The organism is Lysobacter sp. Soil_C_59 (assembly GCF_057656415.1).
In genome coordinates this window covers 60,106-81,086 of record NZ_JBDGKK010000004.1, presented here as the reverse complement: position 1 = coordinate 81,086, position 20,981 = coordinate 60,106, and the positions used below count along the sequence as shown (strand labels likewise).

The 20,981-nt window shown below is 65.0% G+C and carries 22 protein-coding genes; 13 read left to right on the top strand and 9 right to left on the bottom strand.

From position 1 onward, the window contains the following. Positions 1–148 precede the first annotated feature (148 nt). The 3 genes from AC3A3Q_RS09625 to AC3A3Q_RS09615 all read left to right on the top strand — a co-directional run bounded on the left by AC3A3Q_RS09625 (position 149) and on the right by AC3A3Q_RS09615 (position 2,538). A complete protein-coding gene (locus AC3A3Q_RS09625) occupies positions 149–808 on the top strand; it encodes a thiol:disulfide interchange protein DsbA/DsbL (protein WP_487586044.1) in 660 nt (219 codons plus the stop codon). 127 nt (positions 809–935) lie between these two features. Beyond that, on the top strand, positions 936–1,760 hold the full coding sequence (locus AC3A3Q_RS09620; RefSeq protein ID WP_487586043.1) for a thiol:disulfide interchange protein DsbA/DsbL: 825 nt from the start codon (positions 936–938) through the stop codon (positions 1,758–1,760). A gap of 19 nt (positions 1,761–1,779) precedes the next feature. Further along, positions 1,780–2,538 carry an endonuclease/exonuclease/phosphatase family protein gene (locus tag AC3A3Q_RS09615; protein WP_487586042.1) on the top strand — a complete coding sequence of 253 codons (759 nt, stop codon included), beginning with the start codon at positions 1,780–1,782 and terminating at the stop codon, positions 2,536–2,538. A gap of 138 nt (positions 2,539–2,676) precedes the next feature. On the opposite strand, the gene AC3A3Q_RS09610 is transcribed toward AC3A3Q_RS09615, so the two are convergent. Beyond that, the gene (locus AC3A3Q_RS09610; RefSeq protein ID WP_487586041.1) at positions 2,677–2,868 is read right to left on the bottom strand and encodes a GFA family protein; all 192 of its coding nucleotides are present in this window, start codon (positions 2,866–2,868) and stop codon (positions 2,677–2,679) included. Between the two features lie 164 nt (positions 2,869–3,032). On the opposite strand from AC3A3Q_RS09610, the gene AC3A3Q_RS09605 reads away from it, so the two are divergent. Further along, a complete protein-coding gene (locus AC3A3Q_RS09605) occupies positions 3,033–3,584 on the top strand; it encodes a sugar O-acetyltransferase (protein ID WP_487586040.1) in 552 nt (183 codons plus the stop codon). A gap of 52 nt (positions 3,585–3,636) precedes the next feature. Here the strand turns inward: AC3A3Q_RS09605 and AC3A3Q_RS09600 are convergent, their stop codons facing one another. Beyond that, positions 3,637–3,930: a hypothetical protein gene (locus tag AC3A3Q_RS09600; protein ID WP_487586039.1), complete on the bottom strand. Its 294-nt coding sequence runs from the start codon at positions 3,928–3,930 to the stop codon at positions 3,637–3,639. A 1,709-nt stretch (positions 3,931–5,639) separates the two neighbouring features. Here AC3A3Q_RS09600 and AC3A3Q_RS09595 point away from each other — a divergent pair. Next, a complete protein-coding gene (locus AC3A3Q_RS09595; protein ID WP_487586038.1) occupies positions 5,640–5,816 on the top strand; it encodes a hypothetical protein in 177 nt (58 codons plus the stop codon). A gap of 320 nt (positions 5,817–6,136) precedes the next feature. On the opposite strand, the gene AC3A3Q_RS09590 is transcribed toward AC3A3Q_RS09595, so the two are convergent. Next, positions 6,137–6,487 (bottom strand): hypothetical protein, encoded by a 351-nt coding sequence (locus AC3A3Q_RS09590; protein ID WP_487586037.1) that lies wholly within the window; start codon positions 6,485–6,487, stop codon positions 6,137–6,139. A gap of 817 nt (positions 6,488–7,304) precedes the next feature. Between AC3A3Q_RS09590 and AC3A3Q_RS09585 the strand changes: the two genes are divergently transcribed. Then, complete coding sequence (locus AC3A3Q_RS09585; protein WP_487586036.1) at positions 7,305–8,123, top strand: arginase family protein; 819 nt, start codon at positions 7,305–7,307, stop codon at positions 8,121–8,123. Between the two features lie 9 nt (positions 8,124–8,132). Here the strand turns inward: AC3A3Q_RS09585 and AC3A3Q_RS09580 are convergent, their stop codons facing one another. After that, complete coding sequence (locus AC3A3Q_RS09580) at positions 8,133–8,384, bottom strand: YdeI/OmpD-associated family protein (protein WP_487586035.1); 252 nt, start codon at positions 8,382–8,384, stop codon at positions 8,133–8,135. A 304-nt stretch (positions 8,385–8,688) separates the two neighbouring features. Between AC3A3Q_RS09580 and AC3A3Q_RS09575 the strand changes: the two genes are divergently transcribed. Beyond that, positions 8,689–10,233 carry a serine hydrolase domain-containing protein gene (locus AC3A3Q_RS09575; RefSeq protein WP_487586034.1) on the top strand — a complete coding sequence of 515 codons (1,545 nt, stop codon included), beginning with the start codon at positions 8,689–8,691 and terminating at the stop codon, positions 10,231–10,233. A gap of 154 nt (positions 10,234–10,387) precedes the next feature. Here AC3A3Q_RS09575 and AC3A3Q_RS09570 read toward each other — a convergent pair whose 3' ends face one another. Together AC3A3Q_RS09570 and AC3A3Q_RS09565 are read right to left on the bottom strand one after the other, a co-directional pair. Beyond that, positions 10,388–11,014 carry an ester cyclase gene (locus AC3A3Q_RS09570; protein ID WP_487586033.1) on the bottom strand — a complete coding sequence of 209 codons (627 nt, stop codon included), beginning with the start codon at positions 11,012–11,014 and terminating at the stop codon, positions 10,388–10,390. A 29-nt stretch (positions 11,015–11,043) separates the two neighbouring features. Continuing rightward, positions 11,044–11,430, bottom strand: coding sequence for a DoxX family protein (locus tag AC3A3Q_RS09565; RefSeq protein ID WP_487586032.1), 387 nt, complete (start codon positions 11,428–11,430; stop codon positions 11,044–11,046). A 624-nt stretch (positions 11,431–12,054) separates the two neighbouring features. Between AC3A3Q_RS09565 and AC3A3Q_RS09560 the strand changes: the two genes are divergently transcribed. From AC3A3Q_RS09560 to AC3A3Q_RS09535, 6 genes are all read left to right on the top strand, one after another. After that, a complete protein-coding gene (locus tag AC3A3Q_RS09560; protein ID WP_487586031.1) occupies positions 12,055–13,392 on the top strand; it encodes an epoxide hydrolase family protein in 1,338 nt (445 codons plus the stop codon). Positions 13,393–13,630: 238 nt separating this feature from the next. Next, positions 13,631–14,371 carry an SDR family NAD(P)-dependent oxidoreductase gene (locus tag AC3A3Q_RS09555; protein ID WP_487586030.1) on the top strand — a complete coding sequence of 247 codons (741 nt, stop codon included), beginning with the start codon at positions 13,631–13,633 and terminating at the stop codon, positions 14,369–14,371. A gap of 281 nt (positions 14,372–14,652) precedes the next feature. After that, positions 14,653–16,620, top strand: coding sequence for a PAS domain-containing sensor histidine kinase (locus AC3A3Q_RS09550; protein ID WP_487586029.1), 1,968 nt, complete (start codon positions 14,653–14,655; stop codon positions 16,618–16,620). Next, positions 16,617–17,267, top strand: a complete 651-nt coding sequence (locus AC3A3Q_RS09545) for a response regulator transcription factor (RefSeq protein ID WP_487586028.1) — start codon at positions 16,617–16,619, stop codon at positions 17,265–17,267. Before AC3A3Q_RS09550 ends, AC3A3Q_RS09545 begins: the two co-directional genes overlap by 4 nt. Positions 17,268–17,373: 106 nt before the next feature. Further along, the gene (locus AC3A3Q_RS09540) at positions 17,374–17,775 is read left to right on the top strand and encodes a response regulator transcription factor (RefSeq protein ID WP_487586027.1); all 402 of its coding nucleotides are present in this window, start codon (positions 17,374–17,376) and stop codon (positions 17,773–17,775) included. 63 nt (positions 17,776–17,838) lie between these two features. Then, complete coding sequence (locus AC3A3Q_RS09535; RefSeq protein WP_487586026.1) at positions 17,839–18,669, top strand: alpha/beta fold hydrolase; 831 nt, start codon at positions 17,839–17,841, stop codon at positions 18,667–18,669. Between the two features lie 127 nt (positions 18,670–18,796). Here AC3A3Q_RS09535 and AC3A3Q_RS09530 read toward each other — a convergent pair whose 3' ends face one another. The 3 genes from AC3A3Q_RS09530 to AC3A3Q_RS09520 are packed head-to-tail and all read right to left on the bottom strand — an operon-like array spanning position 18,797 to position 20,967. Next, positions 18,797–19,573, bottom strand: a complete 777-nt coding sequence (locus AC3A3Q_RS09530; protein ID WP_487586025.1) for an alpha/beta fold hydrolase — start codon at positions 19,571–19,573, stop codon at positions 18,797–18,799. Further along, on the bottom strand, positions 19,570–20,430 hold the full coding sequence (locus AC3A3Q_RS09525) for an oxidoreductase (RefSeq protein ID WP_487586024.1): 861 nt from the start codon (positions 20,428–20,430) through the stop codon (positions 19,570–19,572). Before AC3A3Q_RS09525 ends, AC3A3Q_RS09530 begins: the two co-directional genes overlap by 4 nt. Before the next feature lie 30 nt (positions 20,431–20,460). After that, positions 20,461–20,967 (bottom strand): cytochrome P460 family protein, encoded by a 507-nt coding sequence (locus tag AC3A3Q_RS09520; RefSeq protein WP_487586023.1) that lies wholly within the window; start codon positions 20,965–20,967, stop codon positions 20,461–20,463. Between the last annotated feature and the right edge of the window lie 14 nt (positions 20,968–20,981).

The following is a 20,981-nucleotide window of genomic DNA, read 5'->3' as shown; positions in this document are numbered from 1 at the left end:
CGGAACTTTCGCCGGTGACCCGCGGTCACAGCGATCATCTCCTCCTGTTGTTCGCTTGCGCCGGTCGTGTCCACACGACCGGCGTTTTGTTTTCCGGGAGGCGCGATCCGCCCCCTTCCCATGGCCAGCCCTGACGAGACCCCGATCGATGAGCCGTCGTCCGTTCCTGCAGTCACTGCTTCTGCTTGCCCTGCTGCCCGCCGCGGCGCTGGTCTCCGGCGCGATGGCCGCCACTGCGGCACCCGCCCCGGTCGAGGGCACCGACTACGAGGTCATCGAGGGCGGCAAGCCATTTGCGCCGGTGAAGGGCAAGGTCGAGGTGGTCGAGGTGTTCGGCTACACCTGCCCGCACTGCGCGCACTTCCAGCCGCAGATCGCCAAGTGGCAGGCCCGGAACGCCAAGCAGGTCAGTTTCGTTCCGATGGCGGCGCCGTTCGGCGGCTTCTGGACGCCCTACGCCAAGGCCTTCTATGCCGCGCAGGAGCTGGGCGTGGCCACCCGCAGCCATGACGCGATGTTCCTGGCGCTGCACACCGACGGCACGCTGCCGCTGCGCAATCCGTCGGTCGACGAGATCGCCTCGTTCTATGCGCGCTATGGCGTCGACGCGCAGCGCTTTACCAGCACCTACGACAGCCCGCAGGTGCAGGCGCGCATGGACAAGGCCGAGCAGTTCATCCGCACCAGTGGCGTGGAAGGCACGCCGACGCTGGTCGTGAACGGCAAGTACCGCATCCTCGGCCGCAGCTTCGACGACACCCTGCGTATCGCCGATCAACTGGTCGCGCGCGAACGCGCGACTCGCTGACTGCGCGCCCGCCATACCGGTCAGCCCCGGCGGCCGGTATTCTTGCGGCAACACCTCTTGATGGCCCGGACGCACACGTGCGCCGGCCACACCTTCCAGCAATAGCCACCTGCGGAGAATTCGATCCATGACCTCGCGCCTGCCCCACCTTGCCGTGGTTCTGACCGGCCTGCTCGCCCTGTCCGCCTGCTCCAAGCAGGCACCGGCACCGGCCGACACCGCTGCGCCGGCCGCTCCGGTAGCCACCACCGAAGCTCCTGCCGAGACGGCCCCGGCCGCTCCGGCACCGACCGAGACCGCGCCGGCCGAGACCCCGGCACCGGCAGCTCCCGCAGCGGCCGCCACGCCGCCGCAGGGCCCGGCCCCGGTCGCAGGCACCGACTACGTCGAGATCGCCGGCGGCCAGACCTACGAGCCCACCAGCGGCAAGATCGAAGTCATCGAAGTGTTCGGATACACCTGCCCGCACTGCGCGCACTTCGAGCCGCTGGTCGAGGCCTGGAAGGCCAAGCAGCCGGCTGACGTGAAGTTCGTCGCGCTGGCCGCGCCGTTCGGCGGTTACTGGATGCCGTACGCCAAGGCCTTCTACACCGCGCAGGCGATGGGCGTGCTCGACAAGACCCACGAGGCGATGTTCAACGCCATCCACGTCGACCACACCCTGCCGGTGCAGCCGCTGCCGACCGACGCCCAGATCGCCAGCTTCTACGCCAAGTACGGCGTCGACCCCAAGCAGTTCGAAAGCACCATGAGCAGCTTCGCGGTTGATGCCAAGCTCAAGCGCGCCGGCAACTTCATCGCCCGCGCCGGCGTCGACTCGACCCCGTCGCTGGTGGTCAACGGCAAGTACAAGGTCGTCGGCAAGAGCTTCGAAGACAGCCTGCGCATCGCCGACCACCTGGTCGCGCAGGAGCGCGCCAAGTCCGCTGCTCCGGCCCCGGCCGGCGGCTGACCTGGCGACCCTGCCTCGAATGGAGACGCGCCGGCTCCGCCTGCTAAGCGCCAACATCCAGGCGGGGTCGAGCACGCGCGGCTATCACGACTACGTCGCGCGCAGCTGGTCGCACGTACTGCCGGCCGGCAACAAGCGCGGCAGCCTCGACACGATCGCGCAGCTGGCCGGCGAACACGACATCGTCGGCCTCAATGAAAGTGACCCCGGCAGCCTCCGCTCCGGGTTCACCAACCAGACCCACTACCTGGCCCAGCGCGGCGGCTTCGACTACTGGAGCCACCAGCCCAACCGCCGCGTCGGCGGTGTCGCCTCCAGCGCCAACGGCCTGCTGAGCCGGCTGGAACCGCGCGAAGTCATCGACCATCCACTGCCCGGCCGCATCTCCGGTCGCGGCGTGCTGCTGGCGCGTTATGGCGATGGCGATGCCGCATTGCTGGTCGCGGTGGCGCACCTCTCGCTCGGCGCCAGTTCGCGCGCCGCGCAACTGGGCTTCATCGCCGAACTGCTGCACGACCACCCGCATGCGGTGCTGATGGGCGACTTCAACTGCTCGATCGACCGCCCGGAAATGCAGGCGCTGTTCCGCAGCACCCGCCTGCAACCGCCCGAGGGCGACGTACCGACCTTCCCGAGCTGGCGCCCGCAGCGCGCGATCGACCACATCCTGGTCGGCGACGGCCTGCGCACTTCGAACGCGCGCGCATTGCCGGCGGCGCAGTCGGATCACCTTGCGCTGTCGATCCAGCTGGACGTGCCGGACAGCGCGTTGCGCTGACGGTAGCCGGCAAACGTACTCTGGCATCGACGGATGCCCGCTATGGCGCTACAGCGGACGCTCCGGTGTTCCGCGCTTGAATCCCAACGGCGGCTCGGCGACCAGGGTGAGGCTCTCACCCCCGCGGCAACAGCGGACTTACTCGCCAGGATGCGGCATCTGCTTGATCGGTCCGATGCCGGTGAACGATGCCCGCTGCACACCCATCACCGGGACGCCGGCGCTTCCGGATGCGCGCTGACAGTCGGGGCAATAGCACACGATGGAGAATAAACCGGGACCTGGCGACTCGTAGCCGGCTGCACCGTAGAGACAGCGCCCTGTTATCACCCGACTACCTCCGATGGCAGGATGCCGTGATCTTAAAGGAGGCGCGGCGCCGGGTGTTCATGGCGCGAAAGCAACGACCCTCACGCCTGCTTGCCCCTGGTGCCTTTGACGCTTCGATATGCGATCGTCTTGCGCACACTCCGTCTCTGCCTACTGGAGGACAGATGTCGCAGCCCACCGAAAAGCAGAAGATGCTTGCTGGGGAGCTATACAACGCCAACTCGCCCGAGATCCAGGCGGACCAGGCGGCAACACGCGCCTGGCTGGCGCGGTACAACACCGGCCTCGCGAACGCGCCCTCCGCATGGCATCGCCTCTTGCAGGAACGCTTGGCCCAGGTCGGCGAAGGCGCCGTCATCCGCCCGCCTTTCCATTGTGATTACGGCTTCAACATCCGCCTCGGCACAGGCGTATTCCTGAACTTCAACTGCGTCATTCTTGATGTCGTCGAAGTCTCCATCGGTGACTTCACTCAGATCGGTCCGGGCGTGCAGATATTGACTGCGGACCATCCCCGCAATCCGGACGAGCGTGCCAGTGGATTGGAGTTTGGCCGGCCGGTGCGGATCGGTCGCAATGTATGGATCGGCGCGGGTGCCCTTATCCTGCCCGGTGTCTGCGTTGCCGACGACGCGATCATCGGCGCTGGCAGCGTCGTGACCCGCGACGTACCTGCCGGTGCGACTGTGGTCGGCAATCCTGCGCGCATCAGGTAATGCTTGATGGGCGTACCGCATGGATGGAAGCGGCTCCGGCTGGATCGAATTGTCAGGCCGCAATCCCATACAACGTGGCGGCCATGATAAGAGCTTGGACCACCAGGACGGCAAGGACGAACTGCCAAAGCGGCCTTGCCGGACGCAGCCGGTGCACAAAGTAGTGAAGTGCTTTGCTGTAGGCGAGGGAGTAGATGAAAAAGGCCCCGAGAAGCGTGGCCAAGTAAGCACCCGGAAACCAGGAGGAAATGGCGAGCCCCACCACGATCGCCGTGACGTAGAACGGCAAGCCCAGGGCCTGCATGAACGCTGTGCCCCGCGGATTCATCTGCGTGTAAATCAGCATCGTCGCGTCTCCCCTCCGGGATGTGGAACAGAACCTGGCCTCCGCCCGCCCCATTGTTCGCCCACTGCCAGGAGCGGCCGTTCGCCAAAAGCTTATTTACGTCGAACGCTTGTGCCGACTTTATCTAGCACTCGCTCGATTGACTGTCTCACCAAGAGGCGGTTCGTACCATGTCTCCATGCCAGGCTTCTGCCCCTTGACCGAGACGTCGCAGACGAAGCGCATCTCGTTGCGTCCATTACCTGTCATATGGCAGATGGCCACGCTACCGTCGTCATAGTGGACTACAAATTGCTGGTATTCCCCACCGCCGCATCGCTGACTTTCCGCTTCGCCCTCCAAAGTTCGATCTGCGACGACGCGAATGACATTGAACCGACTACCGCTTCGGGTGAGCGTGACCAAACCCCGCCAAGCCTCGCCAAGCCTCGCTAGCGGCATGCGCACCTATGACAACGAACTGCGAAGTACCCTGCAGCCACTGGCCGGGGTCGTCCTTTACGCAATACGGCGCATCGGCAGGTGGCGGTGGAGGAGGTGCGGTGCTGGCCGTTTTCGCCGCGACCTGCGATTGCTGAGGCAATGCCGCGCCTGTCCGCTCCCGGCAGCCAGCAACGACAAGGGCGCAGATCAAGCAAGCGCATAGCTCAAGCCTGGTCAACTCTCCCGCAAAGCTGACGCATCTCATGAGCATGTATTGAAGTCCCCTTCGGGTCGGAAGCGGACATTAGCACCTGATCCGACGTCCGACCGATCCCAATGTCCGCTAACGGCCATAAGCGGACATTCGCCAGCGCCTGAGTTGAGCCGAGCCACGAAGCGGCTTCGGCTTGAATGAGTTGTTAGATGGTGAGCCAGTGAGGTCGTGGATGCCAACTGGCCGCAGTGGAAACCCGTCCGGCTGGGTACCAGGTGTATCTAACCAAAGGGCACCGTCCGACCGGGCCTCAATCCGCACAGGAGCATTCGCCCCGCCCGGGCAAAGAGCTTTCCTAGCGGGCCCAGTTTCGAACTCGTGAGCCATGGCGCCGAAGGTCCACCCAAACTGGGCTACTGACCACAAAGCGGCCGGTCTGACCGGGCTCCACTGAAACTGCTGTGTCTTTATCAGTAGGAATGGAGAGGCCAACGTTCGTGCTGTTTCGGATCTCCACTTCACAAGCATTTGCAAGTGGCGACAACAGCACGCAGCACAAGAGGAGAATGAGACGTGACATTCGCTTCCTCACCATCTAACGCCTGAGTTAAGCCGCGCCGCGGAGCGGCGTCGGCTTGAATGAACTGTTAGGTGGCAGCTTACTTGTCTGCAGCATGCCTGGCCTGTTGATAGAAGGCCTCCAGGTCGGCCGATGACATTGAGCTGAGGGTCTTATATGCCGGCTCTGTGGCGGACTTGGAACCTGTGCCTTCTCCGTGAAGCTCGATGCCCCCATTCCCGTCAGGTGTAACGATGAAAACGAACGGTGAAGCAGGATTCGGTGGTGCGGCTACCACAACTACCGAATGGCCATCAGCGCAGCCGTACATCAACCAGTCGTTGCCGCCCAATTGGGCGGTCGTTGGGCCGATGTTGCATTGAAGCGCGGGAGCTTGTGCTGCAGATACGTTAGCACCTGAGCTGGCCGCGAGCATCGCGATTGCAAGAGCCGAGATCATCTTTCCCTGCCACCTAACACCTGAGTTAAGCCGCGCCGCGGAGCGGCGTCGGCTTGAATGAATTGTTAGTCGCCGCCACCGCTGACTACAACAACGATGCCTTTGGGAGCTGGCAACAACTTTGGAACCCCCTCTGCGACTTTGCACTGTACGGCAAGCTGCTCGGCGGAGAGCCATTTGAGCTCTATCTCCGGCTTGCAGTACCCGGCAAAAACAAGGGTGGCGCTTGACCAATCCTGCATCCGCTGGTCGCGCAGGAACACGCCTTGACCATACGGTGCTGACGCGTCTCCCTCGGAGAGCAGGCGAACTTGAGCAGTGTAATTTCCAAGGGGAGGCTGCGAACTCTCAATGCCGAGTGGAGCATGCTCCTGTTCCCACATCCACTCCCGGCCCACGCGCCAGCCAAGAACTGCTAGGCAAACAGCGACTACGAGAATGGTGAGTGCAACGAGATATCTCATAGGCAGCTAACGCCTGAGTTAAGCCGCACCGCGGAGCGGTGTCGGCTTGAATGAACTGTTAGACATGCGGCCAGCGGACAGCAGCATCATCCGCGCCCCCTGAACAACCACATTGCGGTCCAAACAACGCCGCCCGTTGCCGCGCCAATAAGTGCAAGCGTGCCGGCCGCCGGCCAGGTGAACAGAAAGGACCCGAGCACATAGATGCCCGCAAACGCCGCAACAGCCCAGTCGAACAGCGAGAACCGCCAACTCCTTGCGGAAAGTGCCGTTAACGCGGCGGACACCAGCCACATTGCCGCCATGGCGTAGGCGAAACCAGCAGAAGCTAGTAAGCCCTTACCAATGCCGTGCTTGGCTACGAATGAGATCACCAGCAGAGCACCGAGTGCCAGAGAGATTAGCTTGTCTTGGTCAAGGCGAAGGTAGCGCTTCATGCAGGTCCAACGCCAGAGTTAAGCCGCGCCGCGGAGCGGTGTCGGCTTGAATGAATTGCTAGACCGCGTACCGACTGGGCCAGGGCACTTGTACCGCGTGATCTCCTGACCTGGCACGGTCGTGTCGTCAATTAGCTTCTGCCCATCTTTGGACAATGTGAACTTCGCGGTGGAAAGCCACGTTTCGCCCTCACCGGACAGCTCAGAGATCAACGCAATCTCATGGTCTCCGCGAACCACAGCGGCCTTGATTGGGCCTCGACTCTCCCAGTAGGCGACGTGGCGAGGAGTAATGCGAAGAGTAAGGTCATCCGCGTCCGACCCACAGGAATCAGGGCTTCCTGCCCAATAGCCAACAAACTGGTCCGGAACAGTGGCGCCGCCAACTACGGCCAGAGCCGGAAGCGGCAGCAGAAAGGCAGCGATTGCAATGGCAGTCTTCATTGCTCTTCCCGGCGGGCTAACTACCTAATAGACGGACCCGTCGGTCCGGTTATACGTCTGACGCCACACCCCAGCGAATGGGCTGTAACCCCCTGATTGGGCTTGAGCTTATGCAAGCTGGGTCGGGCTAACAAGCCGACGTATAACCGGACCCAGCGGGTCGGGTCGAATGGCCTGGCCAATGTCCGCTTTGGGTCGGAAGCGGACGTTACCACTGGTCCGGGTGCCCAAGTAGTCCGGTGCCCGCCATCAACGAGGCCATCGCACGACCTGTCGAAGCAACGATCGATGTCCCCTTGGAATCGGAAGCGACCCTGGGCGAACGGACGACGGTGGTGCGCTTATAGTGGCGACCTGACAGGAGCGCAGAACCATGCCGTTCGACCTCAGTCTTTCTTACCCGCAATGGCAGGGATCGGGGCGATACCAGAACTTGCCGCGCGGCGCCGAAGCGGCCTCGGAAATCTGCGGACGGTTCGCCCCGCTGGTCCGGGTTCCACCTGCCCATGGCGATGACGAGGCCGATGACGAACTGCTCCACGGCGTTCACCGCTGGCGGGCGATCTTCGCGCAGTTCCGCAATGCGCAGAAGATCCTCGCCAACTCGGGTGCCAGGCGCGTCCTGACCGCCGGCGGCGACTGCGCCGTGGATGTCGCTGTGATCGACTACCTGAAAGGCGTGCATCCTGATCTTCAGGTCATCTGGATCGATGCACACCTCGACGCCAATACACCGGAAACCTCGCCCAGTGGCAACTTCCACGGCATGCCGGTCAGCGCGATTCTGGGGCGCGCGCCTGGACCGATGCGACCGTACCTTGGAATGCCGCTAGAGCCGGGCCGCTTCCGCTACGTCGGCATCCAGGTGGGCGACGATGGCGATTGGGAACTGCAACGCGAGCTGGATCTGCAGCGACTGGGCCCGCAGGCAGCCATCGACGGACCGGTGCATATCCATTTCGACCTGGACGCACTGGACCCGCTAGAGTTTCCCTACGTTGCCTATCCCGACGGCAAGCTGCGCATTGACGATGCGATCGCGCTCGTGGGGCGCATAGCACGCGAAGCGGATCTGGTCGGCTTTACCATGACCGAGTTTGCTCCCGCCGACGAAGATGAAGCCCGCGCCGGCAGCCGGGTGATAGAACGCCTCTGCGAGGCGGTAGTCGCCGCGTCCTCTCAGGCCAAGTGAGCAAGCAGGTCAGCGGTGCGGGCACCCGGGCCAACAGCATGGCCTGCGCATGCCTCCCCGCATCTTGTCGATGCCGACCTCGATGCGACGCTTCCTGGTCGCCTCCTGCTTGGGTGACGTGACCCAACAGATCCACTCGTTCCGCGCCAGTGGCGTGATGTCGGCCCAGAGGGCCTTGGCCGTGCCATCGGACTCGATGGCTTCCCGGAAATCGGCAGGCAGCTTGTGAACCGTGCCGCCAGCGAGCTTTTGAGCGGTCATATGTCAATCCGTGTCCGTTTCGCACGACGCGTGGGAGCTTCCAGGGACAACCGCCCAGAACGACGGATGCTCATGGCCACTCCTTTCCGTTAGCCAGTTGGACCGCGTTATACACCCTGACTCCGCAAATGCCTTAACGTCACGGCGACCGCAATCGGCCAGAGCGGACATCGGACGCACCCTGCTTCGCGTAAGCCGTAGCTCCTGTCGGCCCACTCTGTTGAGCATTTGATCGCTGGCGGTATGCCAACCTCGTGCAAGCAGGAGCATTGCGCTATCGTCGGCGGCCAATCACTACAAGACAGTGTCCGCAACCATGGTGCGCAGTGCTTGCCGATGGAAAGGTTCATCCACCGCCTTGTTCGCGGTATTACTTACCTTATTGCCAGCGGCTGCCGCGAACGAACCCGGAACGGCCGGCTATGACTCGAACCTGCGCCGCAAGGTCATACTGGAAGGCGCGGGGAACCAGCGATTTGGCATCGAAGAGCGCATGCGGCATTACGGGGTGCCGGCGGTCAGCGTCGCGGTCGTGGACGGTTGCGAGATCGTGGATTCGCGCGCGTTCGGGCAAGCTAGACCGGACGGCACACCGGCGTATCCGGGCACGCGGTTCATGGCAGGATCCGTCAGTAAGGTCGTGGCATCGGCTGGCGCGTTGAAGCTCGTCGAGGACGGCACACTTTCCTTGGACGATGACGTGTCGCACTACCTTGGGGGCTGGACCCTGCCGCGGCCAGAGCCGTTCGACCAGATCCCGGTGACGCTGCGCCAACTGCTCTCGCACAGCGCCGGGCTGACCGTGCCGGGGTTCAAGGGATATGCGGCCGGCACCACGCTGCCAAGCCTGACGCAGATCCTCGACGGCACGCCTCCGGCCAACACTGATCCGGTGCGCATCAAGGTGCGGCCCGGTGCAGACTGGCGCTACTCGGGCGGTGGCTTCGTCCTGACACAGCTGTTGATGGAAGAGGTGAGCCACATCCCGTTCCAAGACTTGATACGCGATCGCGTGCTGCGCCCGGCGGGCATGCATCGCAGCGGCTACCACGCACCCCTGGCGACGACGCCTGCGCCGGAAGCCGCCAGCGGAACACTCGCCGATGGAACGCAGATGCCCGGCGGCTGGCGCCTGTATCCCGAACAGGCAGCGGCCGGGCTGTGGTCGACGCCAACCGATCTGTCGCACTTCGGAATCGCGCTGGTGCGTTCGCTGCGCGGCGAGAACGGAGCGCTCCTGACCAAGACCACCGCGAACGAGATGATGCGCCGCCAGGCGGGGGCGTGGGGACTGGGCGTCGAGCTGTCGCCAGACGGCGCGCCGCGCAAGTTCAGTCACACGGGTGCGCCCGTCGGCTATCGCACGCTGTGGCTGATGTTCCCCGACACATGCCAGGGGGCAACGATCATGACCAATGCCGATGAAGGCATGACCCTCGCACACGAGGTTGCTCGCGCAATCGCCGACCAGTATGGCTGGCCGGATCCCATGCACTCGGAGCGAGCGTCGTTTGTTCCGCTGACGGACGCCATCGCCGCGCGCTTCACCGGCACCTATCAGCTACGCGATTTTCCAGCTGAGCGCTTCGAAGTGGAACGACTGCTTGACGGTACGGTGACGTGGGCCCGACAAGGGCGCGGCCGCAAGGCATTGGCGGCATCCGGTCCGAACGAGCTGTTATCGCCGGACAGCGGCATGCGCCTGGTCGCGCTGGATCGCTCGCCTCGCGATGACGTCGTCACAACACTCGAGTTGCGCTTCCCAGGAGGGGTCAACATTGCCCAGCGGGTAGAGGTGCGTGCTCCGCCTGAAGCGTCGCACACCGCTGGTGATCGTCGCGCACCTTGACTTCTGTCCATCGACACGACGCCCCGAGCTCGCCCCTTTCGCTGAAGCCACGCAACAAGCAGGCCGGCCACACTGACGAGCTGTATCGCGCCGATGCAGGCCGCGACCCTGGCGGCGAGTCATGGCATGAAGGGTCCGGAGCGTCGTTGACGCTTCAGGGGGCTGCACCGATCTGCACCAGATACGATTGGTTGTCCCAGTAGAGCCATTCCTCCTGCATCACGCCGCCCTCCCAGCGACCGATCGTAGCCATCGGCAGGGTGAAGCGCTTCCCGGTCGCCGGCATGGAGGAGCCATCCCCAAGCGGCATCGGCCGGGTGAACGTGCCTTCCATGATTCCGCTGACGGCCGTCATGTTGCGATCGGCGATCTTGTGCGGATGGACCTTGATCCGCGTGTCCGGGGCATAGACGAACAGTTTCTTCAGGTCGGCGATGTGGGTATCGATGCCAACGGTCGTGCGGCCATCGGGCCAATGCACGATCACGTCCTGCGCATGGCTGTGCGCGAGCCGGTCCCACTTTTGATGGCTGAAGACGTTGAAGTCCAGGTCATCGAATGTCCGGAGGTTGCGCTGTTCGGTCTGCAGGTCATCGGCCGCAACTGGCTGCGCTTCGTCCTGAGACGCCACCTGATGGGCATCGCCGACGGATTGGACAGTCCCTCCAGGCGCGCAGCCGGTCGACAGCAGGAGTGCCAGCGTGGCCGGTAGCGCCTTAACGTTCGTTTTCATGATGGTGGTTGTTCCCGCTCTTTGGCGTTCTTTCGTGGGTGGATGCATCGAGGCCAGGCAGTCCGCGGCAGGTAGACTCAACGCATGCGACGCCCAATAACGGCATCGACGCTCAAGGCGCCAGCGCCATTCGCGGCGAGAACACAGAATCCACCTGCGATGGATAGGTTCTTCCAGAAGTTGTTGGCCTGCATCGGATCGGCGAAGTCGGCATGGAAGATCACGGCCGACGCCAGCGAGAGCAGCGCCAACGAGATGGCAGCCCAGCGTGTAAGCGATCCGGCGAGGATCGCCAGACCGCCGAGGATTTCGAGGGAGATGACCAGCGGAAGCAGCGTCCCTGGAACGCCCATGGACTCCATGTACTGCTGCGTTGCGGCGTAACCACCGAGCTTGCCCCATCCCGACACCAGGAAGATCAGGGAAAGACCGATACGGCCGAACAGGGACAGGTACGCACTCATCTGACTGCTCTCTTATTGAAGGGGCTGGATCGCAAAGTGGATATGCGCCGTCGTCCGGTCGCAGGTCCTTGCCATGCAGGCGCGAGGGAGTGGCCCTTCCTTGTTCCATGGCAAGGCGCAGATCAATTTCAGCGCCGCAGCCTAAGCATCGGCGTGACGCCGAAGTAGCCTCCTATCGCGCAACACGCCGGTGAGCAGATCGCACGTGTCTGCGGCGAACGATTCATTCGAAGCGTGGAGCCGTTGAGCGACTCGTCGTGAAATGGCCGCCCGGGCGGCTGCTCGGCTCGATGACCGTTATCGGCCAGGAGCGTCCTCGGAGGTCAACCAGTTCCTTGGGCATCTACGCCGAACGAACCCAACACCCGGAAGGTTGACCGACCTGCGCCGTCGCCCCCAGACCGCGCTCCTCATCGACCAGCAGCCCTACGTTCGGGTTAGAGCGAACATCCCTAGGTATAGCTGTCTGGCGCGCTTGCGGTGCGCTTGAATTGAGGCCAGATCCGCTCACATCGCGTCACGTTCGCGACAACGCTTAGGCCTGCAGATGCCTTGTCGCCAGCAGGCCCGACAGCGCAGCCGCCCATCGACGTCTCCTCCTACCACCGTGCCGAGGAACTTGCCATGCCCACTGTCGAAACCAGCGAAACCATCGACCATCCACGTCGCCGCATGATGAGCGCCGCCACGCTGGCGGCCGCAAGTGCCGGCCTGCTTGGTTTGCTTCCGTCACGCAAGGCCTTTTCCACTCCCGCAGCGTCCCCCGTCGGCAACGATCGGATCCGACCCTTCAAGGTGCATGTAGGCGAGCGCGAGCTGTCCGAGCTGCGCCATCGGGTGCGGGCCACGCGATGGCCGGACAGGGAGCTCGTCGCAGATGATTCACAAGGCTTGAACCTGGCGGCACTGCGATCGCTGGTTGCCTATTGGGGCAACGGATACGACTGGCGCAGGCTCGAAGCCAGACTCAACCGACTGCCGCAGTTCCTCACCCTCATCGATGGCGTGGACATCCACTTCATCCACGTCCGGTCGCCGCACCGAAATGCCTTGCCCATGATCCTCACGCACGGCTGGCCCGGTTCGATCCTGGAGTTCCTCGACACCGTCGGTCCCTTGACCGATCCGACCTCCTTCGGCGGTCGCGCGCAGGACGCCTTCGATGTCGTCATCCCGTCCATTCCCGGTTACGGATTCTCGGGCATCCCCACCGAACTTGGCTGGGGCCCGGAACGCGTTGCCGCCGCGTGGGACGTGCTGATGAAAAGGCTCGGCTACGACCATTATGTTTCGCAAGGCGGCGACCACGGCTCGGTCATCTCCGATGCGCTTGGACGCCAGGCGCCCGCCGCATTGCGCGGCATCCACCTGACCATGCCGGCGACGGTGCCGGGCGAGTTGATGACGGCCATCAACAGCGGCGCATCCGCTCCGGCCGGGCTCTCGGACAGCGAGCGCAACGCGTTCGACACGCTGAGTCGATTCTTCAGTCGCAACGCGGCGTACGGCGCGATGATGGTGACGCGGCCGCAAACCATCGGCTATGCCTTGAACGACTCTCCGGCCGGCCTGGCCGCGTGGATGTACGACAAGATCGTGCAGTGGACCGATAGCGACGGGATGCCCGAGCGCGTGCTTGGACGCGACGCGATCCTGGACGACATAAGCCTGTATTGGCTCACGGGCACCGCAACGTCGTCGGGCCGGTTCTACTGGGAGAACAACAACAACAACTTCAGCGCGGCCGCGCAGAAGACCTCGCAGGTCAAAGTGCCGGTCGCGGTTTCCGTCTTCCCCGGCGAGATCTACCGCGCACCCCGGACCTGGACCGAGCGTGCGTACCCCACGCTGTACTACTTCAACGAACCGGGCAAGGGAGGCCATTTCGCCGCGTGGGAGCAACCCCACCTGTTCAGCGCGGAACTGCGTGCGGCCTTCCGCCCGCTGCGCCAGGCGTCGTAACGAACATGAGCCGGCGCGCCGCGGAGCCAATGCCCTGGTCCAGTGCATAGGATCTGCCGGGCGCGTCGTCGGTGCTCGGCCGAAGGCCCCTCGGCCGTCGTATCCAAACGCATCGGAGCGACCGGTGATGCACTGGCTTACAAAGCGGCGTGGACGAGACACCCGCCGGATACAACGCCGAGGCGTAATGGTTGAAAGCCGGCGGATTGTCCGTCGGCACCATCCGAAGGACTCGAACATGACGAACGTGCCCACCCAGACTCCGAAGGCCGCATTGGTCTTCGGAGGTTCGCGCGGCATCGGCGCCGCCATTGCCCGCCGTCTCGCGCGTGACGGTTACGCGGTAGCCCTCACCTACGCCTCCCGGGCCGACAAAGCGGCGGAGGTGGTGGCCGCCATACAGGCCGATGGCGGCGTGGCCATGGCGCTGCAAGCCGACAGCGCAGACGCGGATGCCATCACGTCCGCAGTTCGCGGCGCGGTCGCGCAGTTCGGGCCCCTCCACGTAGCCGTGGTCAACGCCGGCATCTACAAGGGAGGCCCGCTGCAGGAGTTCTCGCTCGACATCCTCGACCAGATGCTGGCGATCAACATACGCGGCGTGTTCCTGGCGATCCAGGCGGCGGCCGCGAGCATGGCCGAGGATGGGAGGATCATTACCATCGGCAGCAACACCGCCGTGCGCGGAGGTGTCGTGGGCAGCAGCGTCTACGCGATGAGCAAGGCCGCAGTGGCCACGCTGGTGCGTGAACTGGCCCTGGACCTGGCGCCACGTCGGATCACGATCAACAACATCCAGCCCGGCCCGATCGAGACCGACATCACCGCCGACTTCCTCGAACCTCTGATCCAGCGCAACCCCTTGAAGCGGGTTGGCCGACCGGACGAAGTCGCCGCGCTGGCCGCCTTTCTCGCCAGCGCGGAAGCGGGATACATGACCGGCGCGAGCCTGACCATGGACGGCGGCTACTCGATCTAGCGAGCCAAGCCCCGTCACGCGCTCCGCTTGAGCCGGACCGCGTAGGCACGCGCGCGATTCCCGCTTTGGGACGGAAGCGGACATCAGCATCACGCTTACCGCTTCGCTACCTTCGATGTCCGCTATCGGCCAGAAGCGGACTTTGGAGGAAGGCGAGGTCCGGACGGGTGCAGATACTTCGTTTCGCCGACTCATACTTTGGTTTCGATCCGTGCCCATCCGGTCCGGCGGGGGTGCGTGCGGTGATAATGTCTCGCGCGACCGCCCAAACGGAGCCGCCCGTGTCCGCCCCGCCCCGCCCGCATCCGAATGTGCGTCCGCATCCGTCGCTCCCGCGCCACGCCGTGGGCGTAGCGGCGCGTGGACGCGCAAGCCCCCGGCTGCTTCGCACGTCGGCCGTGTTGCTGATGCTGGGCATCTTCCTGCTCGACACCTTCACCACGCTCGAGGGTGCGGTCGCGGTGCTGTACGTGGTCGCGGTGCTGCTGGTGGCCGGCACGCAGCGGCGTGGCGACATCCTCATGGCCGCTTCCGGCGCGGCGCTGCTGACCGTCTTTGCCTATGCAGACTCGCATGGACTCGAACACGTCGGCTCGCAGACCGTGCGCGCGTTCGTCAGCCTGTCGGCCATCGGCATCGCCGCGTTGCTGGCGCTGAAGAACCAGAGCGCGGTACGCACCCTGTCGGCGCAGGCCACGCTGCTGGATGTGTCGCACGACATGATCTTCGTGCGCGACATCGGGGGCGGCATCACGTTCTGGAATGCCACCGCCGAGAGCGTGTACGGCTGGTCGCAGGCTCAGGCGCTGGGCCGGAACGCGGACGACCTGCTGGGCACGCGTTACCCCGACCGCCGCGAGGACATCGAACAGTCGTTGCTGGCCACCGGACGATGGGAAGGCGTGCTGGAGCAGGTCACCCGCCACGGCCACACGCTCGTGCTGGACAGCCGGTGGGTGTTGCAGCGCGACGACAAGGGACGCGCGACCGGCGTGCTGGAGACGCACACCGACATCACCGAACGGAAGGCGGCGTACGCGGCCCTCGTGCGCAGCGAACGTCGCTTCCGCCGCATGTTCGACGAAAGCCGCATCGGCGTACTCCAGCAGGACTGGAGCGCGGTGCGCACGGAACTTGACGCGCGTGGACTACACGATGCCGATGCACTGGCGGCGCACCTGCTCGAACACCCGGAGTTGGTCGGACAGATGCGCCGCATCGCACGCATCGACGAAGTAAACCCGGCATTTGCCGCGATGTTCGGCGCTGGCGATCCGATGTCGGCACCGGCATCGGTGCAGGACGTCATCGGCGATGCCGACCGGACCTTCGCTGCCGCATTGCTCGCATTCGCGCGCGGCGATGCGTTCCATGAAGGCGAAACGGAGATCGTTCGGCGCGACGGCGCGCGTGCGCCGGTGCTGTTCACCATCACCTTCCCGTCGGCGGAAGACGGCGATGCGAGCGTGCTGGTGTTCGTGGTCGACAACACCGAGCGCCAGCGCGCCCAGGATGCCCTGCTGCTGGCGCAGACCGAGCTTGCGCACGCGTCGCGTGTTTCGACGCTTGGCGAACTGACGGCCTCCATCGCGCACGAAGTCAACCAGCCGTTGATGAGCGTGGTCACCTATGGCGAGGCCGGCATGCGATGGCTTCGTCGCGACCCGCCCGACCTGCACGAAGTCGATACGGCGATCATGCGCATAGTTTCGGAAGGCCGTCGCGCCGGCGAGATCGTGGCGCGGATCCGCGCGTTCCTCGGCAAGGCGCCGGCCCGGCACGAAGCACTCGATATCGCCGCCACCGTCGAGGACGCCGCGCGCCTGGTCCAGCACGAACTGGTACGGGGCAACGTCGAGCTGCAGCTCGAACTGGAACCCCAGCTGCCCGTCGTCCGAGGCGATCGCATCCAGCTGCAGCAAGTGCTGGTCAACCTGATGATGAACGCAAGCCAGGCGATGTCCGGGCAGGCGGGCCATCGTCGTCTCGTCGTCTCCGTCGGCGGCACGGGCGAAGCGCGCATCGGGATATCGGTGGCCGATACCGGACCCGGCATCGCGACCGAACACCTGGAGCGCCTGTTCGACCCCTTCTTCACCACGCGTCCCCAGGGCATGGGCATGGGCCTGGCGATCTGCCAGACCATCGCCGAAGCGCACGGCGGCCGACTCACCGTCGAAAGCGAGCCCGGCCACGGCGCGACGTTCCGCCTTTTGCTTTCCACCGCGTCCACGGACCTTCCCGCATGAACACGCCCACGATTTCCGGTGGCGTCGCGGCCCCCGTCCCACTCGTCGTGATCGTCGACGACGAGGCGCCGGTCCGCGAAGCATTGGACAGCCTGTTCCGTTCGATTGGCCTGCAGACGCTGCTGTTCGCCTCGCCCGCTGAACTGCTGCAGGCCACGGTGCCCGATTCGCCGGGCTGCCTGATCCTCGACGTGCGGCTGCCCGGCATCAGCGGCCTGGACCTGCAGGAACAGCTCGCGCGCAACGGCATCGCGCTGCCCATCGTGTTCATGACCGGCCACGGCGACATTCCAATGTCGGTGCGCGCCATGAAGGCAGGCGCGGTCGACTTTCTGCCCAAGCCGTTCCGCGACCAGGACATGCTCGATGCCGTGGCCGGTGCGATCGAACGCGACGCGCAACGCCGCGCCGACAACGCGGCACTGGACGACGTGCGCGCGCACTATGCGAGGCTGACGCCGCGCGAGCGCGAGGTGATGGCGCACGTCACCGCCGGCCTGATGAACAAGCAGGTAGCCGGCCTGATCGGGCTGAGCGAGATCACCGTGAAGATCCACCGCGGCAACCTCATGCGGAAGATGGGTGTGCGCACGCTCGCCGACCTGGTTCGCCAGGCCGAAGCCCTGGGGCTTGCGGCGGCGAAGTGAGCGCATGCCATACCTGCGTATGATTTCGTGGTGCCGCGGGCGCGGTTAACGTGTACGTGCCGCGTTCCAATGCACTTTCGTACCCAGCGCGGCCTGAAGGACCCTGATGAAGCGCGCACCCATGATCGCGATCCTCGATGACGACGAAGGCGTCAGGACGTCGCTTTCCAGCCTGGTGCGATCGCTCGGCCACGACGTGCGTACCTATTCGTCGGCGACACAGTTCCTCGCCGATGTCGACGCAGGCGATCCCGATTGCCTCATCACCGACATGCAGATGCCGGGCATGACCGGCGCGCAGCTGCTGGACGCATTGATCGTGAACGAAAGAAGATTCCCGGTGATCGTGATGACCGCATTTCCGTCCGACGCGGCGCGTGAACGCGTCCTCGCCGCAGGCGCTCTGGCCTACCTGGTCAAGCCGATGGACGGTCCGACCGTCGCGCGTTGCATTGCCGCTGCACTGGATGGCGGCGACCCTGCAGACGATCCCTATACATTGATCTGATTCCTGCGCCGCAGGGCGCGACGTAGTTTGTTCCGTGTGTCCAACCCCACGGAGAAACCTGCAATGAGCTTCATCACAACCGCCGACGGCGCCAGCATCTTCTACAAGGACTGGGGCCCGAAGACCGCACAACCCATCGTCTTCCACCACGGCTGGCCGCTGTCGAGCGACGACTGGGACACCCAGATGCTGTTCTTCCTCGCGAAGGGTTATCGCGTCGTCGCGCACGATCGCCGCGGCCACGGGCGTTCGAGCCAGGTCAGCGACGGCCACGACATGGATCGCTACGCCGCCGATGCAGCCGCCGTCGTGCAGCATCTGGACCTGCGCAACGCCGTGCACATCGGCCATTCCACCGGCGGCGGCGAAGTCGCCCGCTACGTCGCACGCCACGGCGCTGGACGCGTCGCGAAGGCAGTGCTGATCGGCGCGGTGCCGCCGATCATGTTGAAGACCGACGCCAACCCCGGCGGACTGCCGATCGAAGTGTTCGACGGCATCCGCACCGCGCTCGCCGCCAATCGCGCGCAGTTCTTCCGTGATTTCCCGTCCGGTCCGTTCTACGGCTTCAACCGCGCAGGTGCCAAAGTGGACGAGGGCGTGATCGACAACTGGTGGCGCCAGGGCATGATCGGCGGCGCGAAGGCTCACTACGAGGGCATCAAGGCCTTCTCCGAAACCGACTTCACCCATGACCTGCAGGCTATCGACGTGCCGACGCTGGTGCTCCATGGCGACGACGACCAGGTTGTGCCGATCGCCGATTCGGCGCTGTTGTCGGTGAAGCTGCTGCGGCACGGGACGCTGAAGGTCTACCCTGGCTATCCGCACGGGATGTGCACCACGCACGCGGACGTCATCAACGCCGATCTGCTGGCCTTCATCCGCGGTTGATCGATCGCAGCACCACCGGGAACACGGTAGCGGCAGCCATGACCGGCTGCCGTTCCTTGTTCCGGGAACAAAAAAAAGCCCCGGGCACGAGGCCCGGGGCAACGCGGGGAGCGAAGCGTGAGGGGGGTTACTTCGCTTCCGCAGCGCGCTCGATCAACCGGGCAACGACGTCCGGGTGCGACACCATCACCACGTGCGAGGCGCCGGCAACGACTTCAGTCTTGCGCGACTTCGCACGTTCGGCCATGAAAGCCAACGCCTTCGGCGGGATGTTGAGGTCCTTGTCGCCATAGACGAACCACGACGGGATGCCCGTCCACGTCGGCGCCCCCGACTTCTCGTTGAGCGCGGCTTCGGTGATGGGACGCTGCGTGGCGGCCATCAGCGCGGCGTCCGCCGCCGGCACGTCCGCTGCGAACTGCTGGTGGAACTTGTCCTGCAGGATGTACAGGTCGTTGCCGCCCGAGGACAGCTTCACCGGCGGCGCGATGGCCGGCCCGAGCGTGCTGCCGGGAAACTTGCCGGACAGGCCAGCCGCCGTTTCGCCGGCGTCCGGCGCAAATGCGCTGACGTATACCAGCGCCTTCACGTTGGATTTTTCGCGCGCGGCCTCGGTGATCACGCTGCCACCGTACGAATGGCCGACCAGCACCACCGGCTTGCCGAGGCTGTTCACGACATCACCCACGTACGCGCCATCGCTGGCGACACCGCGCAGCGGATTGGCGACGGCGACGACCGGATAGCCGTCCTTCTCGAGGATACGGATGACGCCGTTCCAGCTGGATGCGTCGGCAAAGGCGCCGTGCACCAGGACGACCGTGGGCCTGGGCGTTTGTGCGGACACGGCCGTCGCGGTGAGCGAGGCCGCGCACATGGCCATCGCGGCCAGCAGGTTCTTCATGTCGATCTCCTTTCGGGGGGTGAAGGTTCAGCGGGAAAGTCGGTGGAAACGCTCAGCTCGCGCCATCGCGCGAGTTCGTCCAGGCGCGCACGCTCGACGCGTTCGATCGCGGCCACGGCATCGCTGCCGAGCGCAAGCCGCAGCGGAGGCTCGGGCATCGCGGCGATGGCGAGGATCGCGCGGGCCGCGCGCGCCGGGTCGCCCGGCTGCCAACCGTCGTACTCGCGCTGCATGCGCACGGCGTTGCCGACTACGGCGTCATACTCCGGGCGGCCTTCGACGAGCGATGTCGATGCGCCCGCGAAGTCGGTGCGGAACCCTCCGGGCTCGATGATGGTGACGCGCACGCCGATCAGGGCCATTTCCTGCGCGAGCACCTCGGAGAACCCCTCCACGCCCCACTTCGCCGCCGAATACGGCGCCCGCCCTGGCGCGCCCAGGCGGCCGCCGACGGAGGAGAACTGGATGATGTGGCCGCTGCCTTGTTCCCGCATGAGCGGAACTGCCGCCTTCGTCATGATGATGGTGCCGAACAGGTTCGTTTCGATCTGGCGGCGGAAATCGTCGAGCGAGGTGTCCTCGACGGAGTTGACGTTGCCGAAGCCGGCGTTGTTCACCAGCACGTCGAGACCACCGAAGGCTTCGAAAGCCGCCTGCACCGCGGCCTCCGCCGCTGCAGGATCGGTGACGTCCAGCGCCACCGCGCGCGCGGCGTCGCCATGCCGTTCGACCAGGTCCCGCAACTGCGAGGGGTCGCGCGCCGTCGCCACCACGCGATGCCCCGCTTGCAGTGCGGCCAGCGTGAGTGCGCGGCCCAGGCCGCGGGAACTGCCGGTGATCAGCCATCGTTGCGTCATGTCATTGCGCTCCATCAGGCGATGCAGGATTCACGGCGCCCGGCGCGTGAACACGTAGTCGCGATCCTTCACGCGTGCTTCGTGGCAGGCGAAGCAGCTGCGGTGCTGGGCTTCGTCGGCGGGCACGCCGTCGATGTAGCGGCCGAAGCCCCAGCCACCGCTCGATGCATACTTCTTCGAATCCTTCACCATGACCTGCACGGTCGTGGCCGCGCCCGGAATCGTCGCCGACGCGAACTCCGGCGACTGCACCTCCTTCCAGGCCAGCTTCACCAGCACGCTGCCGTCGGGGAATGGCAACGTGCCCTTGCGGTACGCGCGCACCGCAATGTCGTTGCCCAGTACCACACGCAGTTCGTCGAACGGCGCGGCTTCGCGTGCAGGCGCGATGAGCTCCCAGGAACGGTAGCCATCGGGCACGGTGACGCCGTAGATCGGCGATGCCGGCTTGCCGGCTTTCGCATCATCGGCGGCCGTAAGTGCGATCAGGCCCAGCACGATCAGCGCGACAGGAAGCACTACCCATCGGGTTTTCATGTCGATTTCCCCCG